Source organism: Pseudomonas sp. GCEP-101, assembly GCF_025133575.1.
GTDB lineage: Bacteria > Pseudomonadota > Gammaproteobacteria > Pseudomonadales > Pseudomonadaceae > Pseudomonas > Pseudomonas nitroreducens_B.
The window spans coordinates 1,876,817-1,893,995 of sequence record NZ_CP104011.1; the positions used below are offsets into that span (position 1 = coordinate 1,876,817).

Consider the following 17,179-nt stretch of genomic DNA (forward strand, 5'->3'; position numbering starts at 1 on the left):
AATGAGCGAGAACACCTACGACTCTTCCAGTATCAAGGTACTGAAGGGGCTGGATGCCGTACGTAAGCGTCCGGGCATGTACATCGGTGATACCGACGACGGCACTGGCCTGCACCACATGGTTTTCGAGGTCGTGGACAACTCGATCGACGAAGCGCTGGCGGGCTACTGCAGCGAAATCAGCATCACCATTCACACCGATGAATCCATCACCGTGCGCGACAACGGTCGCGGCATTCCGGTGGATATCCACAAGGAAGAAGGGGTCTCCGCGGCCGAGGTCATCATGACCGTCCTTCACGCCGGCGGTAAGTTCGACGACAACAGCTACAAGGTCTCCGGCGGTCTGCACGGTGTCGGCGTGTCGGTGGTGAACGCCCTCTCCCACGAGCTGCGCCTGACCATCCGCCGTGAAGGCAAGGTCTGGGAACAGGTCTACCACCATGGCGTGCCGCAGTTCCCGCTGCGCCCGGTGGGTGACACCGACGGCTCCGGCACCGAGGTGCACTTCAAGCCGTCCCCGGAAACCTTCCACAACATCCACTTCAGCTGGGACATCCTGGCCAAGCGGATCCGCGAGCTGTCCTTCCTGAACTCCGGCGTGGGCATCGTCCTGCGCGACGAGCGTGCCGGCAAGGAAGAGCTGTTCAAGTACGAAGGTGGCCTGCGTGCGTTCGTCGAGTATCTGAACACCAACAAGACCGCGGTGAACCAGGTCTTCCACTTCAACTGCCAGCGCGAAGAAGACGGCGTCGGCGTGGAAGTCGCCCTGCAGTGGAACGACAGCTTCAACGAGAACATCCTCTGCTTCACCAACAACATTCCCCAGCGTGACGGTGGCACCCACCTGGCAGGCTTCCGCTCTGCCCTCACCCGCCACCTGAACAACTACATCGAGCAGGAAGGCCTGGCGAAGAAGTTCAAGATCGCCACCACCGGCGACGATGCCCGCGAAGGTCTGACCGCGATCATTTCGGTGAAGGTGCCGGATCCGAAGTTCAGCTCGCAGACCAAGGACAAGCTGGTTTCCTCGGAGGTGAAGACCGCCGTGGAACAGGAGATGGGCAAGTACTTCGCCGACTTCCTGCTGGAAAACCCGAACGAAGCCAAGGCCGTGGTCGGCAAGATGATCGACGCCGCCCGCGCCCGCGAGGCCGCGCGCAAGGCTCGTGAGATGACCCGCCGCAAGGGCGCGCTGGATATCGCCGGCCTGCCGGGCAAGCTTGCCGACTGCCAAGAAAAGGACCCCGCCCTCTCCGAACTGTACATCGTGGAGGGTGACTCCGCGGGCGGTTCTGCCAAGCAGGGCCGTAACCGCAAGACCCAGGCGATCCTGCCGCTCAAGGGCAAGATCCTCAACGTCGAGAAGGCTCGCTTCGACAAGATGCTGTCCTCCCAGGAGGTCGGCACGCTGATCACCGCGCTGGGCTGCGGTATCGGTCGCGAGGAGTACAACATCGACAAGCTGCGCTACCACAACATCATCATCATGACCGATGCTGACGTCGACGGTTCGCACATCCGTACTCTGCTGCTGACCTTCTTCTTCCGTCAGCTGCCGGAGCTGGTCGAGCGCGGCTACATCTACATTGCCCAGCCGCCGCTGTACAAGGTCAAGCGTGGCAAGCAGGAGCAGTACATCAAGGACGACGTGGCCATGGAAGAGTACATGACCCAGTCGGCCCTCGAAGAGGCCAGCGTACATGTCAACGAAAGCGCCCCGGGCCTGTCCGGCGAAGCACTGGAGAAGCTGGTCAACGAGTACCGTGGCGTCATGCGTACTCTCGCCCGCCTGTCCCGTCTGTACCCCCAGGACCTGACCGAGCACTTCATCTACCTGCCGCGCATCGAAGCCGACAAGCTGGGTGACGAAGCCACCATGCAGGCGTGGATCGAACAGTTCCAGGCGCGCCTGAAGGCCGTCGAGAAGTCCGGCCTGACCTACAAGGTCAGCCTGCGCGAAGACCGCGAGCGTCACCTGTGGCTGCCGGAAGTCGAGATGGTTGCCCACGGCCTGTCGAACTACGTCACCTTCAACCGCGACTTCTTCGCCAGCAACGATTACCGCGCGGTAACCGAGCTGGGCAGCAAGCTGAACAGCCTGCTGGAAGACGGCGCCTATGTGCAGAAGGGCGAGCGCAAGAAGAACGTCAGCAGCTTCAAGGAAGCCCTGGACTGGCTGATGACCGAAGGCACCAAGCGCCACAGCATCCAGCGATACAAAGGTCTGGGCGAGATGAACCCGGATCAGCTGTGGGAAACCACCATGGACCCGAACGTGCGCCGCATGCTGAAGGTCACCATCGAGGACGCCATCGCGGCCGACCAGTTGTTCAACACCCTGATGGGCGATGCCGTGGAGCCGCGCCGCGACTTCATCGAAAGCAACGCCCTGGCGGTGTCCAACCTGGACGTCTGATCGCCAGGCAAAAAGAAAGGGCCCTTCGGGGCCCTTTTCTTTTGCTTCGTGGAAAGCCTCAGGAGGCTTCGGCCACCGTCTGTGGCGTGGCGTCGGCCGGCAGCTCGCCCATGTCGCGCAGGGTCTGGATGACCCAGTTCTCGGCGCGCTGGTTGAGCTCGGTGATGGCGCGGGCGCCCTCGCCTTCGGCATGCATGGCCGGGCCGATCACTACCTGGATGGTGCCCGGGTATTTCGCCCAGCCGTTCTTCGGCCAGCAGTGCCCGGCGTTGTGAGCGATCGGCAGCACCGGCAGGTTGGCGTTGACCGCCAGGGCGGCGCCGCCGCGGGAGAACTTGCCGATCTGGCCGGTCGGCACGCGGGTGCCTTCCGGGAAGATCAGCACCCAGGCGCCCTGCTTCAGGCGCTCGTCGCCCTGCTTGGCCATCTGCTTGAGGGCGACCTTGGGCTGGTCGCGGTTGATGGCGATGGGCTTGAGCAACGCCATCGCCCAGCCGAAGAACGGCACGAACAGCAGCTCGCGCTTGAGCACTTGGGCGAGCGGTTCGAAGTAGCCGGTGAGGAAGAACGTCTCCCAGGTGCTCTGGTGCTTGGAGAGGATCACGCAGGGCTGGTCCGGGATGTTCTCCACGCCCTTGAGTTCATAGCGCACGCCGACCATCCACGACGCCAGCCAGACGGCGAACTTGCACCAGGCCTGGGCGACGAAACGGTAGCGCGCGCGGAACGGCAGGAAGGGCGCGATGAGTAGGCTGAGGGTGCCCCAGACGAAAGCGCTGGACGACAGCAGCAGGTAGAAGAGAACGGTTCTGATGGCCTGCACGGTCGACATGGGCGTTGAATCCTCAGGAAAGTAGATGGTCGGCAACCGCCGCCAGATCGTCGAATACCCGCGTGCCGTCGGGCAGCGGCTTGGTCAGGGTGCGCTCGCCCTTGCCGGTCTTTACCAACACGGGCTGACAATCGACGGCCAACGCCGCGTCCAGGTCACCCCGGCTGTCACCCACGAACCAGACACCGCGCAGATCCACACCGTAATGCTGGGCAATCTGCCGCAGCATACCGGGTTTCGGCTTGCGACAGTCGCAACCCTCATCCGGGCCGTGGGGGCAGTACACGACGACCCCGAGTTCACCGCCCTGCTCCGCCACCAGCTCACGCAGACGCGTATGCATGCTTTCCAGGGTGGCGAGGTCGTAGTAGCCGCGGGCGATGCCCGACTGGTTGGTGGCCACGGCGACCGTCCAGCCGGCTTTGCTCAGGCGAGCAATGGCGGCGATTGCGCCGGGAATCGGAATCCACTCGTCGAGGGTTTTGATGTAGGCGTCGGAGTCCTGGTTGATGACACCGTCGCGGTCGAGGATCAGTAGCTTCATGCTGGGAAGGTCACGCGCTTCAAGAGTCGGAAATGAAAAAGCCGGAAGTCCGTCACGGCGAACCGTTGCGAACTCCCGGCTTTCAGCTGGGCATCAACCCAGCAGCGAGATGTCGGCGACGCCGAGGAACAACCCGCGCAGCTTGGCCAGCAGCGCGTAGCGGTTGGCCTTCACGGCGTTGTCGTCCGCATTGACCAGCACTTCCTCGAAGAAGGCGTCGACCGGCGCACGCAGGGCCGCCAGGCGGGCCAGGGCGGCGCGATAGTCGCGTGCCGCGGCCAGGGGAGCCACTTCGCTCTCGGCAGCCGCCACGGCGCTGCCAAGGGCCTTCTCTGCGGCCTCGGTGAACAGGCTGGCATTGACGGCGGCAGGCACCTCGCCTTCGGCCTTGGCCAGGATGTTCGACACACGCTTGTTGGCGGCAGCCAGGGCGCCGGCTTCGGCCAACTGACGGAAGGCCTGCACGGCCTGTACGCGCTGGTCGAAGTCCAACGGAGCGGTCGGCTTGAGCGCCCGCACCGCCTGGTACACCGCCACATCCACGCCTTCGTCCTCGTAGCGGGCACGCAGGCGGTCGAAGACGAAGTCCTGCACCTGCTCGGACAGGCCTTCGGCCTTCACCTTGTCGCCGTATTGGGCCACGGCGACGCCGATGGCATCGACCAGGTCCAGGTCCAGCTGCTTCTCGATGAGGATGCGCAGCACGCCGAGGGCGGCACGGCGCAGGGCGTACGGGTCCTTGCTGCCGGTGGGCAGCATGCCGATGCCGAAGATGCCCACCAGGGTGTCGAGCTTGTCGGCCACGGCCACCGCGGCACCGGTCAGGGTGCTCGGCAGCTCGGCACCGGCGCCGCGGGGCATGTACTGCTCGTTCAGCGCCAGGGCGACGTCCTTGGCCTCGCCACCGGCGGTGGCGTAGTAGTAACCGGCGATGCCCTGCATCTCCGGGAACTCGCCGACCATCTCGGTGGCCAGGTCGCACTTGGAGAGGAGGCCGGCGCGGGCGGCGTTGGTCGCGTCACCGCCGATGCGCTCGGCGATGTAGGCGGCCAGCGTGGAGACGCGCTCGGCCTTCTCGTACACCGTGCCGAGCTGGGCCTGGAACACCACGTTCTTCAGACGGGCGTTGAAGGCTTCCAGCGGCTGCTTCTGGTCCTGCTTGAAGAAGAACTCGGCGTCGGTCAAGCGCGGGCGCACGACCTTCTCGTTGCCGGAGACGATGTGCTCGGGCGCCTTGCTCTCGATGTTGGCCACGGTGATGAAGCGCGGCAGCAGCTTGCCGTTGGCGTCCAGCAGGCAGAAGTACTTCTGGTTGTCCTGCATGGTAGTGATCAGGGCTTCCTGCGGCACGGCGAGGAAACGCTCTTCGAAGGAGCACACCAGCGGCACCGGCCACTCGACCAGCGCAGTCACTTCGTCCAGCAGGTCGGCGGGAACGATGGCACTGCCCTTCTGCTCGGCGGCCAGTTCGGCCACGCGCCTGGAAATGATCTCGCGGCGTTCGGCGAAGTCGGCCAGCACATGGGCGCTGCGCAGGTCTTCCAGGTAGTTGGCCGGTGCCGAGATGCGCACGTTGGCCGGGTTGTGGAAGCGGTGGCCACGGGATTCGCGGCCTGCCTTTCTGGTCAGGATCTCGCAGTCGACGACGTCGTCGCCGAACAGCATCACCAGCCACTGGGTCGGGCGCACGAACTCTTCACGGCGGGCCGCCCAGCGCATGCGCTTGGGAATCGGCAGCTCGTTCAGCGAGCCTTCGACGATGCCCGGCAGCAGGCCGACAGCCGGCTGCCCGGCGATGGTCTGGCTGAACTTGAGCTTCGGGCCGCTCTTGTCGATCTGTTCCAGGTCCACGCCGCACTTCTTGGCGAAGCCGAGGGCGGCCTGGGTCGGGTTGCCGCTGGCGTCGAAGGCTGCCTGCAGCGGCGGGCCGTCGAGGTTCACGGTGCGGTCGGGCTGCTGCACGGCGAGCTGGTCGATCTGCACGGCCAGGCGGCGCGGCGCGGCGTAGCAGCGCGCGGCGGCATAGGTCAGGCCGGCGGCCTTGAGGCCCTTCTCGATGCCGGCCAGGAAGGCTTCACCGAGGCTTTTCAGGGCCTTGGGTGGCAGCTCTTCGGTGCCCAGTTCGACGAGGAAATCCTTCGCGCTCATTATTCGGCCTCCTTCAGCTTGGCCAGTACTTCGTCACGCAGTTCGGGTTTGGCCATCGGGAAGCCGAGGCGGGCGCGGGCCTGCAAGTAGCTCTGCGCCACGGCGCGCGCCAGGGTGCGCACGCGCAGGATGTAACGCTGACGCTCGGTCACCGAGATGGCGCGGCGGGCGTCGAGCAGGTTGAAGGTGTGCGAGGCCTTGAGGACCATCTCGTAGGTCGGCAGCGGCAGCTGCAGTTCGATCAGGCGGTTGGCTTCGCTTTCGTAGAAATCGAACAGCTCGAACAGCTTCTCGACGTTGGCGTGTTCGAAGTTGTAGGTCGACTGCTCCACTTCGTTCTGGTGGAACACGTCGCCGTAGGTGACCTTGCCGAACGGACCGTCGGCCCACACCAGGTCATACACCGAGTCGACGCCCTGGATGTACATGGCCAGGCGTTCAAGGCCGTAGGTGATCTCACCGGTAACCGGGTAGCACTCGATGCCGCCGACCTGCTGGAAGTAGGTGAACTGGGTGACTTCCATGCCGTTCAGCCAGATTTCCCAGCCCAGGCCCCAGGCGCCGAGGGTCGGCGATTCCCAGTTGTCCTCGACGAAACGGATGTCATGGACCAGCGGGTCGATGCCGATGGCCTGCAGCGAGCCCAGGTACAGCTCCTGGAAGTTTTCCGGGTTGGGCTTCAGGACCACCTGGAACTGGTAGTAGTGCTGCAGGCGGTTGGGGTTCTCGCCATAGCGGCCGTCGGTCGGGCGGCGGCTGGGTTGCACGTACGCCGCGTTCCAGGTTTCCGGGCCCACGGCCCGGAGGAAGGTGGCGGTGTGGAAGGTGCCGGCGCCTACTTCCATGTCGTAGGGCTGCAGCACCACACAGCCCTGATCGGCCCAGTATTTTTGCAGGGCGAGGATCAGGTCCTGGAAGGTGGGCACGGCGGGCGTAGTCTGGCTCACGAATTTCACCTGTGCTGGATATGCGACTAAAACCCGGCAGTATACCCCAAGACGCTTGCTGCTTGGGCTTCACAGCGATTTTTGCGTGACCGTTTGCGCCCTGTCGCAGGCATGAAAATTCGGCTGGAAGACTGTATTTTTGTACAGTCTTCTGTCTATAGTCAGAGCCTTCCCGTTTTCAAGGACGACCGCCATGCCCCGCTGCTCCTGGTGTAACCACGACCCGCTGTACATCGCCTATCACGATGCCGAATGGGGCGTGCCGCAGCGCGACGCCCGCGCGCTGTTCGAGATGCTCATCCTCGAAGGCGCCCAGGCCGGCCTGTCGTGGATCACCGTGCTGAAGAAGCGCGAGCGCTACCGTGAGGTGCTGTTCGGCTTCGATCCCGAGCGCCTGGCGCGCATGACCGACGAGGAAATCGAGGAGCGCATGCAGGATCCGGGCATCATCCGCAACTTCGCCAAGCTCAAGGCGGCGCGGCAGAACGCCCAGGCCTGGCTGAAGCTGGAGGACCCGGTGGCCTTCCTCTGGTCCTTCGTCGGCGGCCAGCCCAAGGTCAACCACTTCAGCGGCCGCGGCGACGTCCCGGCGGTCACGCCCGAGGCCGAGGCCATGAGCAAGGCCTTGCGCAAGGCCGGCTTCAACTTCGTCGGCCCGACCATCTGCTACGCCTTCATGCAGGCCACCGGCATGGTGATGGACCATACCGTCGACTGCGACCGCTACGCCGAGCTCTGCTGATCCACGGACCGGTAGGACCGAGGGGGCGCACAGCCCATGCTCGCGAACAGCCCAACGCCGCTGCTCACCGGGAAACTCGGTTCGCGAGCAAGCTCGCTCCTACAGGGCTGCGAGTGCGCTGATGCACGTGGTTCATCGGGGTGATCGAGACACGCCTTTCGCCTTCGTTCCGCGCCACTGGTTAGAATGTGCGCTCCTGCAAGAAGGAGTTATCCGTGGAGAAATTCAAGGGCGCGCTGGTGGTGGGTTTCCTGCGCTTGTTCGCCATGCTGCCGTGGCGCGCGGTGGGCGCATTGGGCGCCGGCATCGGCTGGCTGATGTGGAAGCTGCCCAACCGGTCCCGCGAGATCGTGCGGATCAACCTGTCGCACTGCTTCCCCGAACTGTCCGAGGCCGAGCTGGAAAAGCTGGTTGGCCAGAGCCTGATGGACATCGGCCGCACGCTCACCGAGAGCGCCTGCGCCTGGATGTGGTCGCCGCAGAAGTCGCTGCAGTACATCCGTGAAGTCGAAGGCATGGAGGTGCTGGAAGAAGCGCTGGCTTCCGGCGACGGCCTGGTCGGCATCACCAGCCACCTGGGCAATTGGGAAGTGCTCAACCACTTCTACTGCTCCTACGCCAAGCCGATCATTTTCTACCGCCCGCCCAAGCTCAAGGCCGTGGACGAGCTGCTGAAGAAGCAGCGCGTGCAGCTGGGCAACCGTGTCGCGCCCTCGACGCCCGAAGGCATCAAGAGCGTGATCAAGGAAGTGAAGAACGGCGGCTGCGTCGGCATCCCCTGCGACCCGGAGCCGGACCTGGGTTCGGGCCTGTTCGTGCCGTACCTGGGCACCACGGCGCTGACCAGCAAGTTCGTGCCCTCGCTGCTGGCTCGCGGCAAGGCCCGTGGCGTGTTCTTCCACGCCGTGCGCCTGCCCGATGGCAGCGGCTACAAGGTGATCCTGGAGGCCGCGCCGGCGGACATGTACGACAAGAACATGGACGTGTCGGTCGCTGCGCTCAGCCGCGAGCTGGCCAAGTACGTGCGCGCCTATCCCAGCCAGTACATGTGGACCATGAAGCGCTTCAAGAAGCGGCCCGAGGGAGAGGCCCGTTGGTACTGATTCAGTCTGGGGCGGTGTAGCCGGTCTCAAGGATTCGCGAGCAAGCTCGCTCCTACGAAAAGCACGTGGTTCCCACCTGTAGGAGCGAGCTTGCTCGCGAACCGCCCCATGCAACATTGTTGCGGGCGGCTCCCGAAACAGGCCACACAGGGTGTTGCCCGCTCATCAATCAGGAATGACCCATGCTCGGCCTGCCGACCACCGCCACCGCGCCATTCTGTCCCTCGGAAGTCAAAGGCAGCATCCAGGTCGCCGCCGGCGCGCCGTTGTGGAAGCGCATCCTGCAGTTCGCCGGCCCCGGCCTGCTGGTCTCCATCGGCTACATGGACCCGGGCAACTGGGCCACCGCCATCGAAGCCGGCTCCGGCTTCGGCTACCAGCTGCTGTTCGTGGTGCTGCTCTCCAGCCTCGCCGGGATGGTCCTGCAATGCCTGGCGATGCGCCTGGGGATCGTCACCGGCCAGGACCTGGCGCAGCTCTCGCGCAGCCGCTACAGCCTCGGCACCGCGCGCCTGCAATGGCTGCTGGCAGAGCTGTCGATCGTCGCCACGGACCTGGCCGAAGTGCTCGGCTGCGCCCTGGCCTTCCACCTGCTGCTGGGCGTCGACCTGGTCACCGGGGTGATCCTCACCGCCTTCGACACGCTCATCGTGCTGGGCCTCAAGGGGCAGCGCTTCCGCCATCTGGAAGCCATCATGCTCGGCCTGATCGTCACCATCGGCGGCTGCTACCTGGTCGAGCTGATCCTCATCAAGCCCTACTGGCCAGACGTCGCTGCCGGCTTCCTGCCCAGCTGGGACGCGGTGACCCAGCGCGAGCCGCTGTACCTGGCGATTGGCATCCTCGGCGCCACGGTGATGCCGCACAACCTCTACCTGCACTCCTCCATCGTGCAGACGCGGCAGGTCAGCGGCAGCGGCGGCAAGGCCGCGGCGATCCGCCTGACGCGCATCGACACCGTGGTGTCGCTGAGCCTCGCGCTGCTGGTCAACGCGGCGATCCTCATCCTTGCGGCCGCCGCCTTCCACGAGACCGGGCACACCGGTGTCACCGAGATCCAGGACGCCTACCGCCTGCTTGAACCGCTGGTGGGCACCGGCCTGGCGGCGATCCTCTTCGGCGTTGCGCTGCTCGCCTCCGGGCAGAGCTCCACCTTCACCGGCACCATCGCCGGGCAGGTGATCATGGATGGCTTCCTGCAGATGAAGATCCCCTGCTGGCAACGCCGCCTGATCACCCGCGCCCTGGCGCTGATCCCGGCGCTGATCGGCGTGGTGCTGCTGGGCGACAAGGCGGTGGGCAAGCTGCTGGTGTTCAGCCAGGTGGTGCTCAGCCTGCAGCTGCCGTTCGCGCTGTGGCCGCTGATCCGCTTCACCAGCGATCGCGCGCTGATGGGCGAGTTCGCCAATTCCCTGCCCACCCGCCTGCTGGCCTGGACCTTGTTCGGCGTCATCAGCGCCGCCAATCTCTGGCTGCTCCTGCAGCTGCTGGCTTGACCTGACCCATAGGTTTCAGGCCCATTAGTGGGCTGACATTCAGGACGGATGCCATTTCATGTCGAACCAACGGCAATACCCGCGTACCCCGATGAAGTGCCGGATCAAGATCAGCCATGCCAGCTTCGGCGACGTGTTCGGCCATACCCGCGATCTGTCCGACGGCGGCGTGTACGTGCGTCACGAGGTGCTCGCCGCGCTGCCGGCTGGCACCCGGGTGACCGGCCAGGTGCAGGACATGCCCTTCGATGCGCCGATCCTCGAAATGGAGGTGATGCGCACCGACGGCGAGGGCGCGGGTTTCCGCTTCGTCGGCAACGCCTGATCGGCGGCCCTGCCGTGGGGCGCCGAACCTGCCGCGGGCGAAAGCCCGCTCGCTCCCGTGCCCGCCCGCTGCGTTGCACAAAATTTGCGCAATAAAACCTGACTTGCAGGTCCGGATCTTATACAATGCGCGCCGCTCGGCATGGTGCCGGGCATGGGTTCCCTCACCCCATCGACGAAAAAGGCCCAAGCATGTCGGCATCCCTTCCGGCGGCTCGGCGCGGCGCACTCGCCGGCCTGGTCGCGTTCCACATCCTGATCATCATCGCCAGCAACTACCTGGTGCAGCTGCCGATGACCCTGTTCGGCTGGCACACCACCTGGGGCGCCTTCAGCTTCCCGTTCATCTTCCTGGCCACCGACCTCACCGTTCGTCTCCTCGGCAAGCGCCCGGCACGGCTGGTCATCGCGCGGGTGATGGTCCCGGCGCTGTTGGCGTCCTACGTCATCTCGGTGATCTTCCAGGAAGGCGCCTTCAGGGGCTTTGCCTCGCTGGGCGAATTCAACACCTTCGTGGCGCGGATTTCCCTGGCCAGCTTCCTCGCCTACGTGTTCGGGCAGATCCTCGACATCCAGGTCTTCGACCGCCTGCGGCGCATGCGCCAGTGGTGGATCGCCCCGGTGGTGTCGACCCTGTTCGGCAACCTGCTGGACACCTTCACCTTCTTCTCCATCGCCTTCTGGCACAGCGACAACGCCTTCATGGCCGAACACTGGGTGGAGATCGCCTGGGTTGACTACGGCGTGAAGCTGGCGGTCATGCTGATGTTGTTCGTGCCGCTCTACGGCATGCTGCTCAGCGCGATCACCCGCAACCTGCGCCGCCAGCCCGCGACGGCCTGAGAGCGGCAGCACAGAGTCGGCACTGATCTGCCGACGGGAACGAAGGGCGCTCAGGCGCCCTTCGTCTTGTCCAGCTTGCGCAGGAACACGGTCATTTCCTTTTCCGCCTGCTTGTCGCCGTGGGCCTGGGCGGCGGCCAGGCCATCGGTCCAGGCGCTTCGCGCGCCGTCGAGGTCGTCCTGGGCCTGCAATGCCTTGCCCAGCAGCTTCCAGGCGGCGGAGTACTTCGGGTCCTGCTCCACGCAGCGGCGCAGGTGTTCGGCGGCCTTCGGCGCATCCCCGGCATCCAGGTAACCCTTGCCCAGGCCGAAGCGCAGCAGCGGGTTGTCCACGCCCTTGGCGAGCATCTTTTCCAGCGAATCGATCATGGCGAGCCTCCGTCAGAGGTCGCCATTCTGCCTCACGAAGGGCGCCTCAGGTGCGCCAGAACGCGGGCGTCAGCAGGATCAGCAGGGAAAACACCTCCAGGCGCCCCAGGACCATCGCCAGGCTCAGCACCAGCTTGGCGCTGCCCGGCAGGTTGCCGTAATGCACGGCCGCCTCGCCCAGCGCCGGCCCCAGGTTGTTCAGGCAGGACGCGAGGGTGGAGAACGCCGTGAGCTGGTCCACGCCCAGGGCCAGCAGGACCAGCATCAGGGTGACGAAGGTCAGCAGGTAGATCGAGAAGAACGCCCACACCGATTCCACCACGCGGTCGGAGACGGTACGCCGGCCCAGCTTGACCAGGAACACCCCGTTGGGGTGCAGCAGGCGCAGGAATTCGCGCATGCCCTGGCGATACACCAGCAGCATGCGCATCACCTTCATGCCGCCGCCGGTGGAACCGGCGCAGGCACCGACGAAGGTGCTGTAGAGCAGCAGGTAGGGCAGCAGGGTCGGCCAGCTGCTGAAGTCCGCCAGGCCGAAGCCGGTGGTGGTGGCCACCGAGATCACCATGAACGCGGCATAGCGGATCGACTGCAGCGGCGAGTCGTAGTGGTGCTTGAGGATCAGCGTGGTGGCCGTGATCAGGAACAGCACCAGCAGGAGCCCCAGGTAGGCGCGGCATTCGGTGTCCATCAGGTAGTGGCGCAGGCTGCGTTGCCGCCAGGCGATGAAGTGCAGGCTGAAGTTGATCCCCGAGATCACCAGGAAGGTCATGCAGATCAGCTCGATCAGCGGGCTGTCGAAATAGCCGATGCTGGCGTCATGAGTGGAGAAGCCGCCGATGGCGATGGTCGAGAAGCTGTGGCCGATGGCGTCGAACAGGTTCATGCCCGCCGCCCAGTAGGCCAGCGCGCAGGCCACGGTCAGGCCGCAGTAGATCATCCACAGCGTCTTGGCGGTGTCGGCGATGCGCGGCGAGAGCTTGTGGTCCTTCAGCGGGCCGGGCATTTCCGCGCGGTACAGCTGCATGCCGCCGATGCCGAGCATCGGCATCACCGCCACGGCCAGCACCACGATGCCCATGCCGCCGAGCCATTGCAGTTGCTGGCGGTAGTAGAGGATCGCGTGGGGCAGCGCGTCGAGGCCGGTGAGCACGGTGGCGCCGGTGGTGGACAGGCCGGAGAAGGATTCGAACAGCGCGTCGATCACGCCCATGTGCGGCGCCGTCGACAGGGCGAAGGGCAAGGCACCGAAGGAACCGAGGACGATCCAGAACAGCGCGGTCACCAGGTAGCCATCGCGGATGCGCAGGTCCTGCTTGTGCCGGCGGCACGGCCACCAGATGCAGAAGCCGGTCAGCAGCGTGACCAGGAAGGACAGCGCGAACGGCTGCCAGGCGCGCTCGGCATAGTGAAGATCGACGAGCAGGGGCGGCAGGTGCGTGGCGCTGAACAGCATCAGCAGCACGCCGAGTATTCGACCGATGGAGGAGTAGCGCATGACCGGAGGCAGACGGGCTGGAACAGGTCGCGCAGGGTGACAAGGGAGGCTGAGCGGCGCAGTAGGAACCGTCTGAAACTGCCTCGGAATCAGCTGACAGGGCCGCCATACGACGGCCCCTGGCGGATCAGAAGAAGGTCAGGCCGGCCTGGAACAGCCGCTCGACGTCGCGGATGCGCTTCTTGTCCACCACGAAGAGGATTACGTGGTCGCCGGACTCGATCTTCGTCTCGCCGTGGGCGATCAGCACATCGTCGTCGCGGATCACCGCGCCAATGGTGGTGCCCGGCGGCAGCTGCACCTCGTTGATCTTGCGGCCGATCACCTTGCTCGACTTGGCGTCGCCATGGGCGACCACCTCGATGGCCTCGGCGGCGCCACGGCGCAGGGAGTGCACGCTCTCGATATCGCCGCGGCGCACGTGGGTCAGCAGAGTGCCGATGGTGGCCAGCTGGGGGCTGATGGCGATGTCAATCTCGCCGCCCTGCACCAGGTCGACGTAGGCGGGGTTGTTGATCAGCGTCATCACCTTGCGCGCGCCCAGCCGCTTGGCCAGCAGCGAGGACATGATGTTGGCCTCGTCGTCGTTGGTCAGCGCGAGGAACAGATCGGTGTCGCCGATGTTCTCCTCCAGCAACAGGTCACGGTCCGACGCGCTGCCCTGCAGCACGATGGAGCTGTCCAGGCTGTCGGACAGGTGCCGGCAGCGCGCCGGGTTCATCTCGATGATCTTCACCTGGTAGCGGCTCTCGATGGCTTCGGCCAGGCGTTCGCCGATGTTGCCGCCACCGGCGATGATGATCCGCTTGTAGCTGTCCTCGAGCCGGCGCATCTCGCCCATCACCGCGCGGATGTGGGCCTTGGCGGCGATGAAGAACACCTCGTCGTCGGCCTCGATCACCGTGTCGCCCTGGGGGATGATCGGTCGGTTGCGCCGGTAGATCGCCGCCACGCGGGTATCGGCGTTGGGCATGTGCTCGCGCAGCTGGCGCAGCTCCTGGCCCACCAGCGGGCCGCCGTAGTAGGCGCGGATGCCCACCAGCTGCGCCTTGCCCTCGGCGAAGTCGATCACCTGCAGGGCGCCGGGGTATTCCACCAGGCGCTTGATGTAGTTGGTCACCACCTGCTCGGGGCTGATCAGTACGTCGACCGGGATCGCCTCGTTGTCGAACAACCCGGCGCGGGTCAGGTACGCCGCCTCGCGCACGCGGGCGATACGGGTGGGCGTGTTGAACAGGGTGTAGGCGACCTGGCAGGCGACCATGTTCACCTCGTCGCTGTTGGTCACCGCCACCAGCATGTCGGCGTCGTCGGCGCCGGCCTGGCGCAGCACGGTGGGGAACGAGGCCTTGCCGTGGACGGTGCGGATGTCCAGGCGGTCGTTGAGGTCGCGCAGGCGCTCGCCGTCGGTGTCGACGACGGTGATGTCATTGGCTTCGCTGGCCAGGTGTTCGGCCAGAGTGCCGCCGACCTGGCCGGCACCGAGGATGATGATCTTCATGAGAGCTCTTGGTTGACTCCTCGGGAGAGGGATGGCGAGCTGAAACGAGACGAGAAGCGCGCGGTTTCGATGCAGTGTACGAATGTCACCGCGCATTCGAAACCGTGCCCGGGCGACGTATCGTCGACGCGCCGCAGCCCGTGTGGCCTATCGCGCTGAGATCTTGATCAGCTTGGCATAATAGAAACCGTCATGCCCGCCGGGCTGTGGCAGCAGCTGGCGCCCATGGGGCTGCTTGATGCCCCACGGGCCGGGCAGGTCCAGCTCGCGGGCGCCGGGGGTGCGGGCGAGGAACGCGGCCATCTGCTCGCTGTTCTCTCGCGGCATCACCGAGCAGGTCGCATAGACCATCACGCCGCCGACCTCGAGGGTCGCCCACAGCGCGTCGAGCAGCTCGCCCTGCAGCTGTGCCAGCGCCTCGATGTCTTCGGCGGTGCGGGTCAGCTTGATGTCCGGATGGCGGCGGATCACCCCGGTGGCGGAACACGGCGCGTCCAGCAGGATGCGCTGGAAGGCCTTGCCGTCCCACCACTTCGCGGTGTCGCGGGCGTCGGCGGCGAACAGCTCGGCCGAAAGCTGCAGGCGGGCGAGGTTCTCGCGCACGCGCACCAGGCGGCTCTCTTCCAGGTCCACGGCGACCACGCCGGCCAGCGCCGGCTCGGCTTCCATCAGGTGGCAGGTCTTGCCGCCGGGGGCGCAGCAGGCGTCCAGCACGCGCTGGTTCGGCGCCAGCTCCAGGAGGTCGGCGGCCAATTGCGCGGCCTCGTCCTGCACGCTGACGCGGCCTTCGGCGAAGCCGGGCAGTTCGCGCACGTCGCACGGCTGCACCAGGTTGATGCCGTCGCGGCTGAACGCACAGGCCGTGGCGTCGAAGCCGACCCGGTTCAACTCCTCCAGATAGGCATCGCGGCTGCCGTGGCGGCGGTTCACCCGCAGGGTCATCGGCGGGTGCGCGTTGTTGGCGGCGCAGATCGCTTCGAACTGCTCCGGCCAGGCCTTCTTCAGCGCCTTCTGCAGCCAGCGCGGGTGCGCCAGGCGCGCGGCCGGGTCCTTGTCGACCTCGGCCAGCAGGGTTTCGCTCTCGCGCTGCGCGCGGCGCAGCACGGCGTTGAGCAGGCCCTTGGCCCAGGGCTTCTTCAGCTTGTCCGCGCAGCCGACCGTCTCGCCAATGGCGGCGTGCGGCGGAATACGGGTGTAGAGCAGCTGGTACAGGCCGACCAGCAGCAGCGCTTCGACGTCACGGTCGCCGGCCTTGAACGGCTTCTGCAGCAGGCGCGCGGCCAGGGTGGACAGGCGTGGCTGCCAGCGCGCGGCGCCGAAGGCCAGCTCCTGCACCAGGCCACGGTCGCGCGGCTCGACGTTGTCCAGCTGGGTCGGCAGCGAGCTGCCCAGGGAGGCGCGGCCGGCGAGCACGGCGGCCAGCGCGCGGGCCGCCGCCAGACGGGGATTGGTACTCATGCGCCCAGCACCTGCCCTGGCGCGAACTGCTCGCGGCGGCTGTTGAACAGGTCGGCGAAGGCCAGCGGCTTGCCGCCGGGCAGCTGCAGGCGGGTCAGCAGCAGTGCGCCCTCACCGCAGGCGACCAGCAGGCCGTCGCGGCTGGCCTCGAGGATCCTGCCGGGCTCGCCCTTGCCCTGCGCCGGCCTGGCGCCGAGCACCTTCAGCGCCGCATCGCCCAGTGTGGTGTGGCACACCGGCCAGGGGGTGAAGGCGCGGATGCGGCGCTCCAGCTCGTCGGCCGGGCGCGTCCAGTCGATGCGCGCCTCTTCCTTGTTCAGCTTGTGCGCGTAGGTGGCCAGGGCATCGTCCTGCACCTCGCCCTTGAGCGTGCCGGCGGCGAGGCCGGCAATGGCCTCGACCACGGCCTTGGGGCCCAGCTCGGCGAGGCGGTCGTGCAGGCTGCCGCCGGTATCGTCGGCGGAAATCGGGGTGCTGACCTTGAGCAGCATCGGCCCGGTGTCCAGGCCCGCTTCCATCTGCATCACCGTCACGCCGCTCTGCGCATCGCCCGCCTCCACCGCGCGCTGGATCGGCGCGGCGCCGCGCCAGCGCGGCAGCAGGGAGGCGTGGCTGTTGATGCAACCCAGGCGCGGGATGTCCAGCACCGCCTGCGGCAGGATCAGCCCATAGGCCACCACCACCATCAGGTCCGGCGCCAGCGCAGCCAGCTCCGCCTGGGCCGCGGGATCGCGCAGGGTCGGCGGCTGCCGTACGGCCAAGCCGTTGTCCACGGCGAGCTGCTTGACCGGGCTGGGCATCAGCTTCTGGCCGCGGCCGGCCGGGCGGTCCGGCTGGGTGTAGACGGCGACGATCTCGTGGGGAGTATCGAACAGGGCCTTGAGGTGTTCGGCGGCGAATTCCGGGGTACCGGCGAAGACGATGCGCAGTGCTTGGCTCATTTCTGGCTCACAAAA

Annotated in this window: 15 protein-coding genes; 6 read left to right on the forward strand and 9 right to left on the reverse strand. The window is 66.2% G+C overall.

What is annotated here, in order from left to right; genetic code table 11:
• The first annotated feature begins 1 nt into the window (after position 1).
• Positions 2–2,419, forward strand: a complete 2,418-nt coding sequence (gyrB, locus tag N0B71_RS08425) for a DNA topoisomerase (ATP-hydrolyzing) subunit B (protein WP_259758301.1) — start codon at positions 2–4, stop codon at positions 2,417–2,419.
• A gap of 58 nt (positions 2,420–2,477) precedes the next feature.
• Here gyrB and N0B71_RS08430 read toward each other — a convergent pair whose 3' ends face one another.
• The 4 genes from N0B71_RS08430 to glyQ all read right to left on the reverse strand — a co-directional run bounded on the left by N0B71_RS08430 (position 2,478) and on the right by glyQ (position 6,890).
• The gene (locus N0B71_RS08430; protein ID WP_259758303.1) at positions 2,478–3,251 is read right to left on the reverse strand and encodes a lysophospholipid acyltransferase family protein; all 774 of its coding nucleotides are present in this window, start codon (positions 3,249–3,251) and stop codon (positions 2,478–2,480) included.
• A 13-nt stretch (positions 3,252–3,264) separates the two neighbouring features.
• Entirely contained in the window at positions 3,265–3,795 is a 531-nt protein-coding gene (gene gmhB / locus N0B71_RS08435; RefSeq protein WP_259758304.1) for a D-glycero-beta-D-manno-heptose 1,7-bisphosphate 7-phosphatase, read from the reverse strand.
• Between the two features lie 93 nt (positions 3,796–3,888).
• Positions 3,889–5,943: a glycine--tRNA ligase subunit beta gene (glyS, locus tag N0B71_RS08440; RefSeq protein WP_259758305.1), complete on the reverse strand. Its 2,055-nt coding sequence runs from the start codon at positions 5,941–5,943 to the stop codon at positions 3,889–3,891.
• Entirely contained in the window at positions 5,943–6,890 is a 948-nt protein-coding gene (gene glyQ, locus N0B71_RS08445; RefSeq protein WP_088420661.1) for a glycine--tRNA ligase subunit alpha, read from the reverse strand. The genes glyS and glyQ overlap by 1 nt, the downstream gene beginning before the upstream one ends.
• A gap of 193 nt (positions 6,891–7,083) precedes the next feature.
• Here glyQ and N0B71_RS08450 point away from each other — a divergent pair, with 193 nt between their 5' ends.
• The 5 genes from N0B71_RS08450 (at position 7,084) to N0B71_RS08470 (ending at position 11,398) form a co-directional block, all read left to right on the forward strand.
• Positions 7,084–7,632, forward strand: a complete 549-nt coding sequence (locus tag N0B71_RS08450; RefSeq protein ID WP_259758307.1) for a DNA-3-methyladenine glycosylase I — start codon at positions 7,084–7,086, stop codon at positions 7,630–7,632.
• Between the two features lie 215 nt (positions 7,633–7,847).
• A complete protein-coding gene (locus tag N0B71_RS08455) occupies positions 7,848–8,735 on the forward strand; it encodes a lysophospholipid acyltransferase (RefSeq protein WP_259758309.1) in 888 nt (295 codons plus the stop codon).
• A 182-nt stretch (positions 8,736–8,917) separates the two neighbouring features.
• Entirely contained in the window at positions 8,918–10,231 is a 1,314-nt protein-coding gene (locus N0B71_RS08460) for an Nramp family divalent metal transporter (protein WP_259758310.1), read from the forward strand.
• Positions 10,232–10,289: 58 nt separating this feature from the next.
• On the forward strand, positions 10,290–10,556 hold the full coding sequence (locus N0B71_RS08465; protein WP_259758311.1) for a PilZ domain-containing protein: 267 nt from the start codon (positions 10,290–10,292) through the stop codon (positions 10,554–10,556).
• Positions 10,557–10,747: 191 nt separating this feature from the next.
• Positions 10,748–11,398 (forward strand): 7-cyano-7-deazaguanine/7-aminomethyl-7-deazaguanine transporter, encoded by a 651-nt coding sequence (locus tag N0B71_RS08470; protein ID WP_259758312.1) that lies wholly within the window; start codon positions 10,748–10,750, stop codon positions 11,396–11,398.
• 50 nt (positions 11,399–11,448) lie between these two features.
• Here N0B71_RS08470 and N0B71_RS08475 read toward each other — a convergent pair whose 3' ends face one another.
• From N0B71_RS08475 to fmt, 5 genes are all read right to left on the reverse strand, one after another.
• Complete coding sequence (locus tag N0B71_RS08475) at positions 11,449–11,766, reverse strand: tetratricopeptide repeat protein (RefSeq protein WP_259758313.1); 318 nt, start codon at positions 11,764–11,766, stop codon at positions 11,449–11,451.
• A gap of 46 nt (positions 11,767–11,812) precedes the next feature.
• Positions 11,813–13,264 carry a TrkH family potassium uptake protein gene (locus tag N0B71_RS08480; RefSeq protein WP_259758314.1) on the reverse strand — a complete coding sequence of 484 codons (1,452 nt, stop codon included), beginning with the start codon at positions 13,262–13,264 and terminating at the stop codon, positions 11,813–11,815.
• Between the two features lie 127 nt (positions 13,265–13,391).
• On the reverse strand, positions 13,392–14,765 hold the full coding sequence (gene trkA, locus N0B71_RS08485) for a Trk system potassium transporter TrkA (RefSeq protein ID WP_017518880.1): 1,374 nt from the start codon (positions 14,763–14,765) through the stop codon (positions 13,392–13,394).
• Positions 14,766–14,912: 147 nt separating this feature from the next.
• The gene (gene rsmB, locus N0B71_RS08490) at positions 14,913–16,223 is read right to left on the reverse strand and encodes a 16S rRNA (cytosine(967)-C(5))-methyltransferase RsmB (RefSeq protein WP_259758315.1); all 1,311 of its coding nucleotides are present in this window, start codon (positions 16,221–16,223) and stop codon (positions 14,913–14,915) included.
• A complete protein-coding gene (gene fmt, locus N0B71_RS08495; protein WP_259758316.1) occupies positions 16,220–17,164 on the reverse strand; it encodes a methionyl-tRNA formyltransferase in 945 nt (314 codons plus the stop codon). Before fmt ends, rsmB begins: the two co-directional genes overlap by 4 nt.
• Positions 17,165–17,179: the final 15 nt, after the last annotated feature.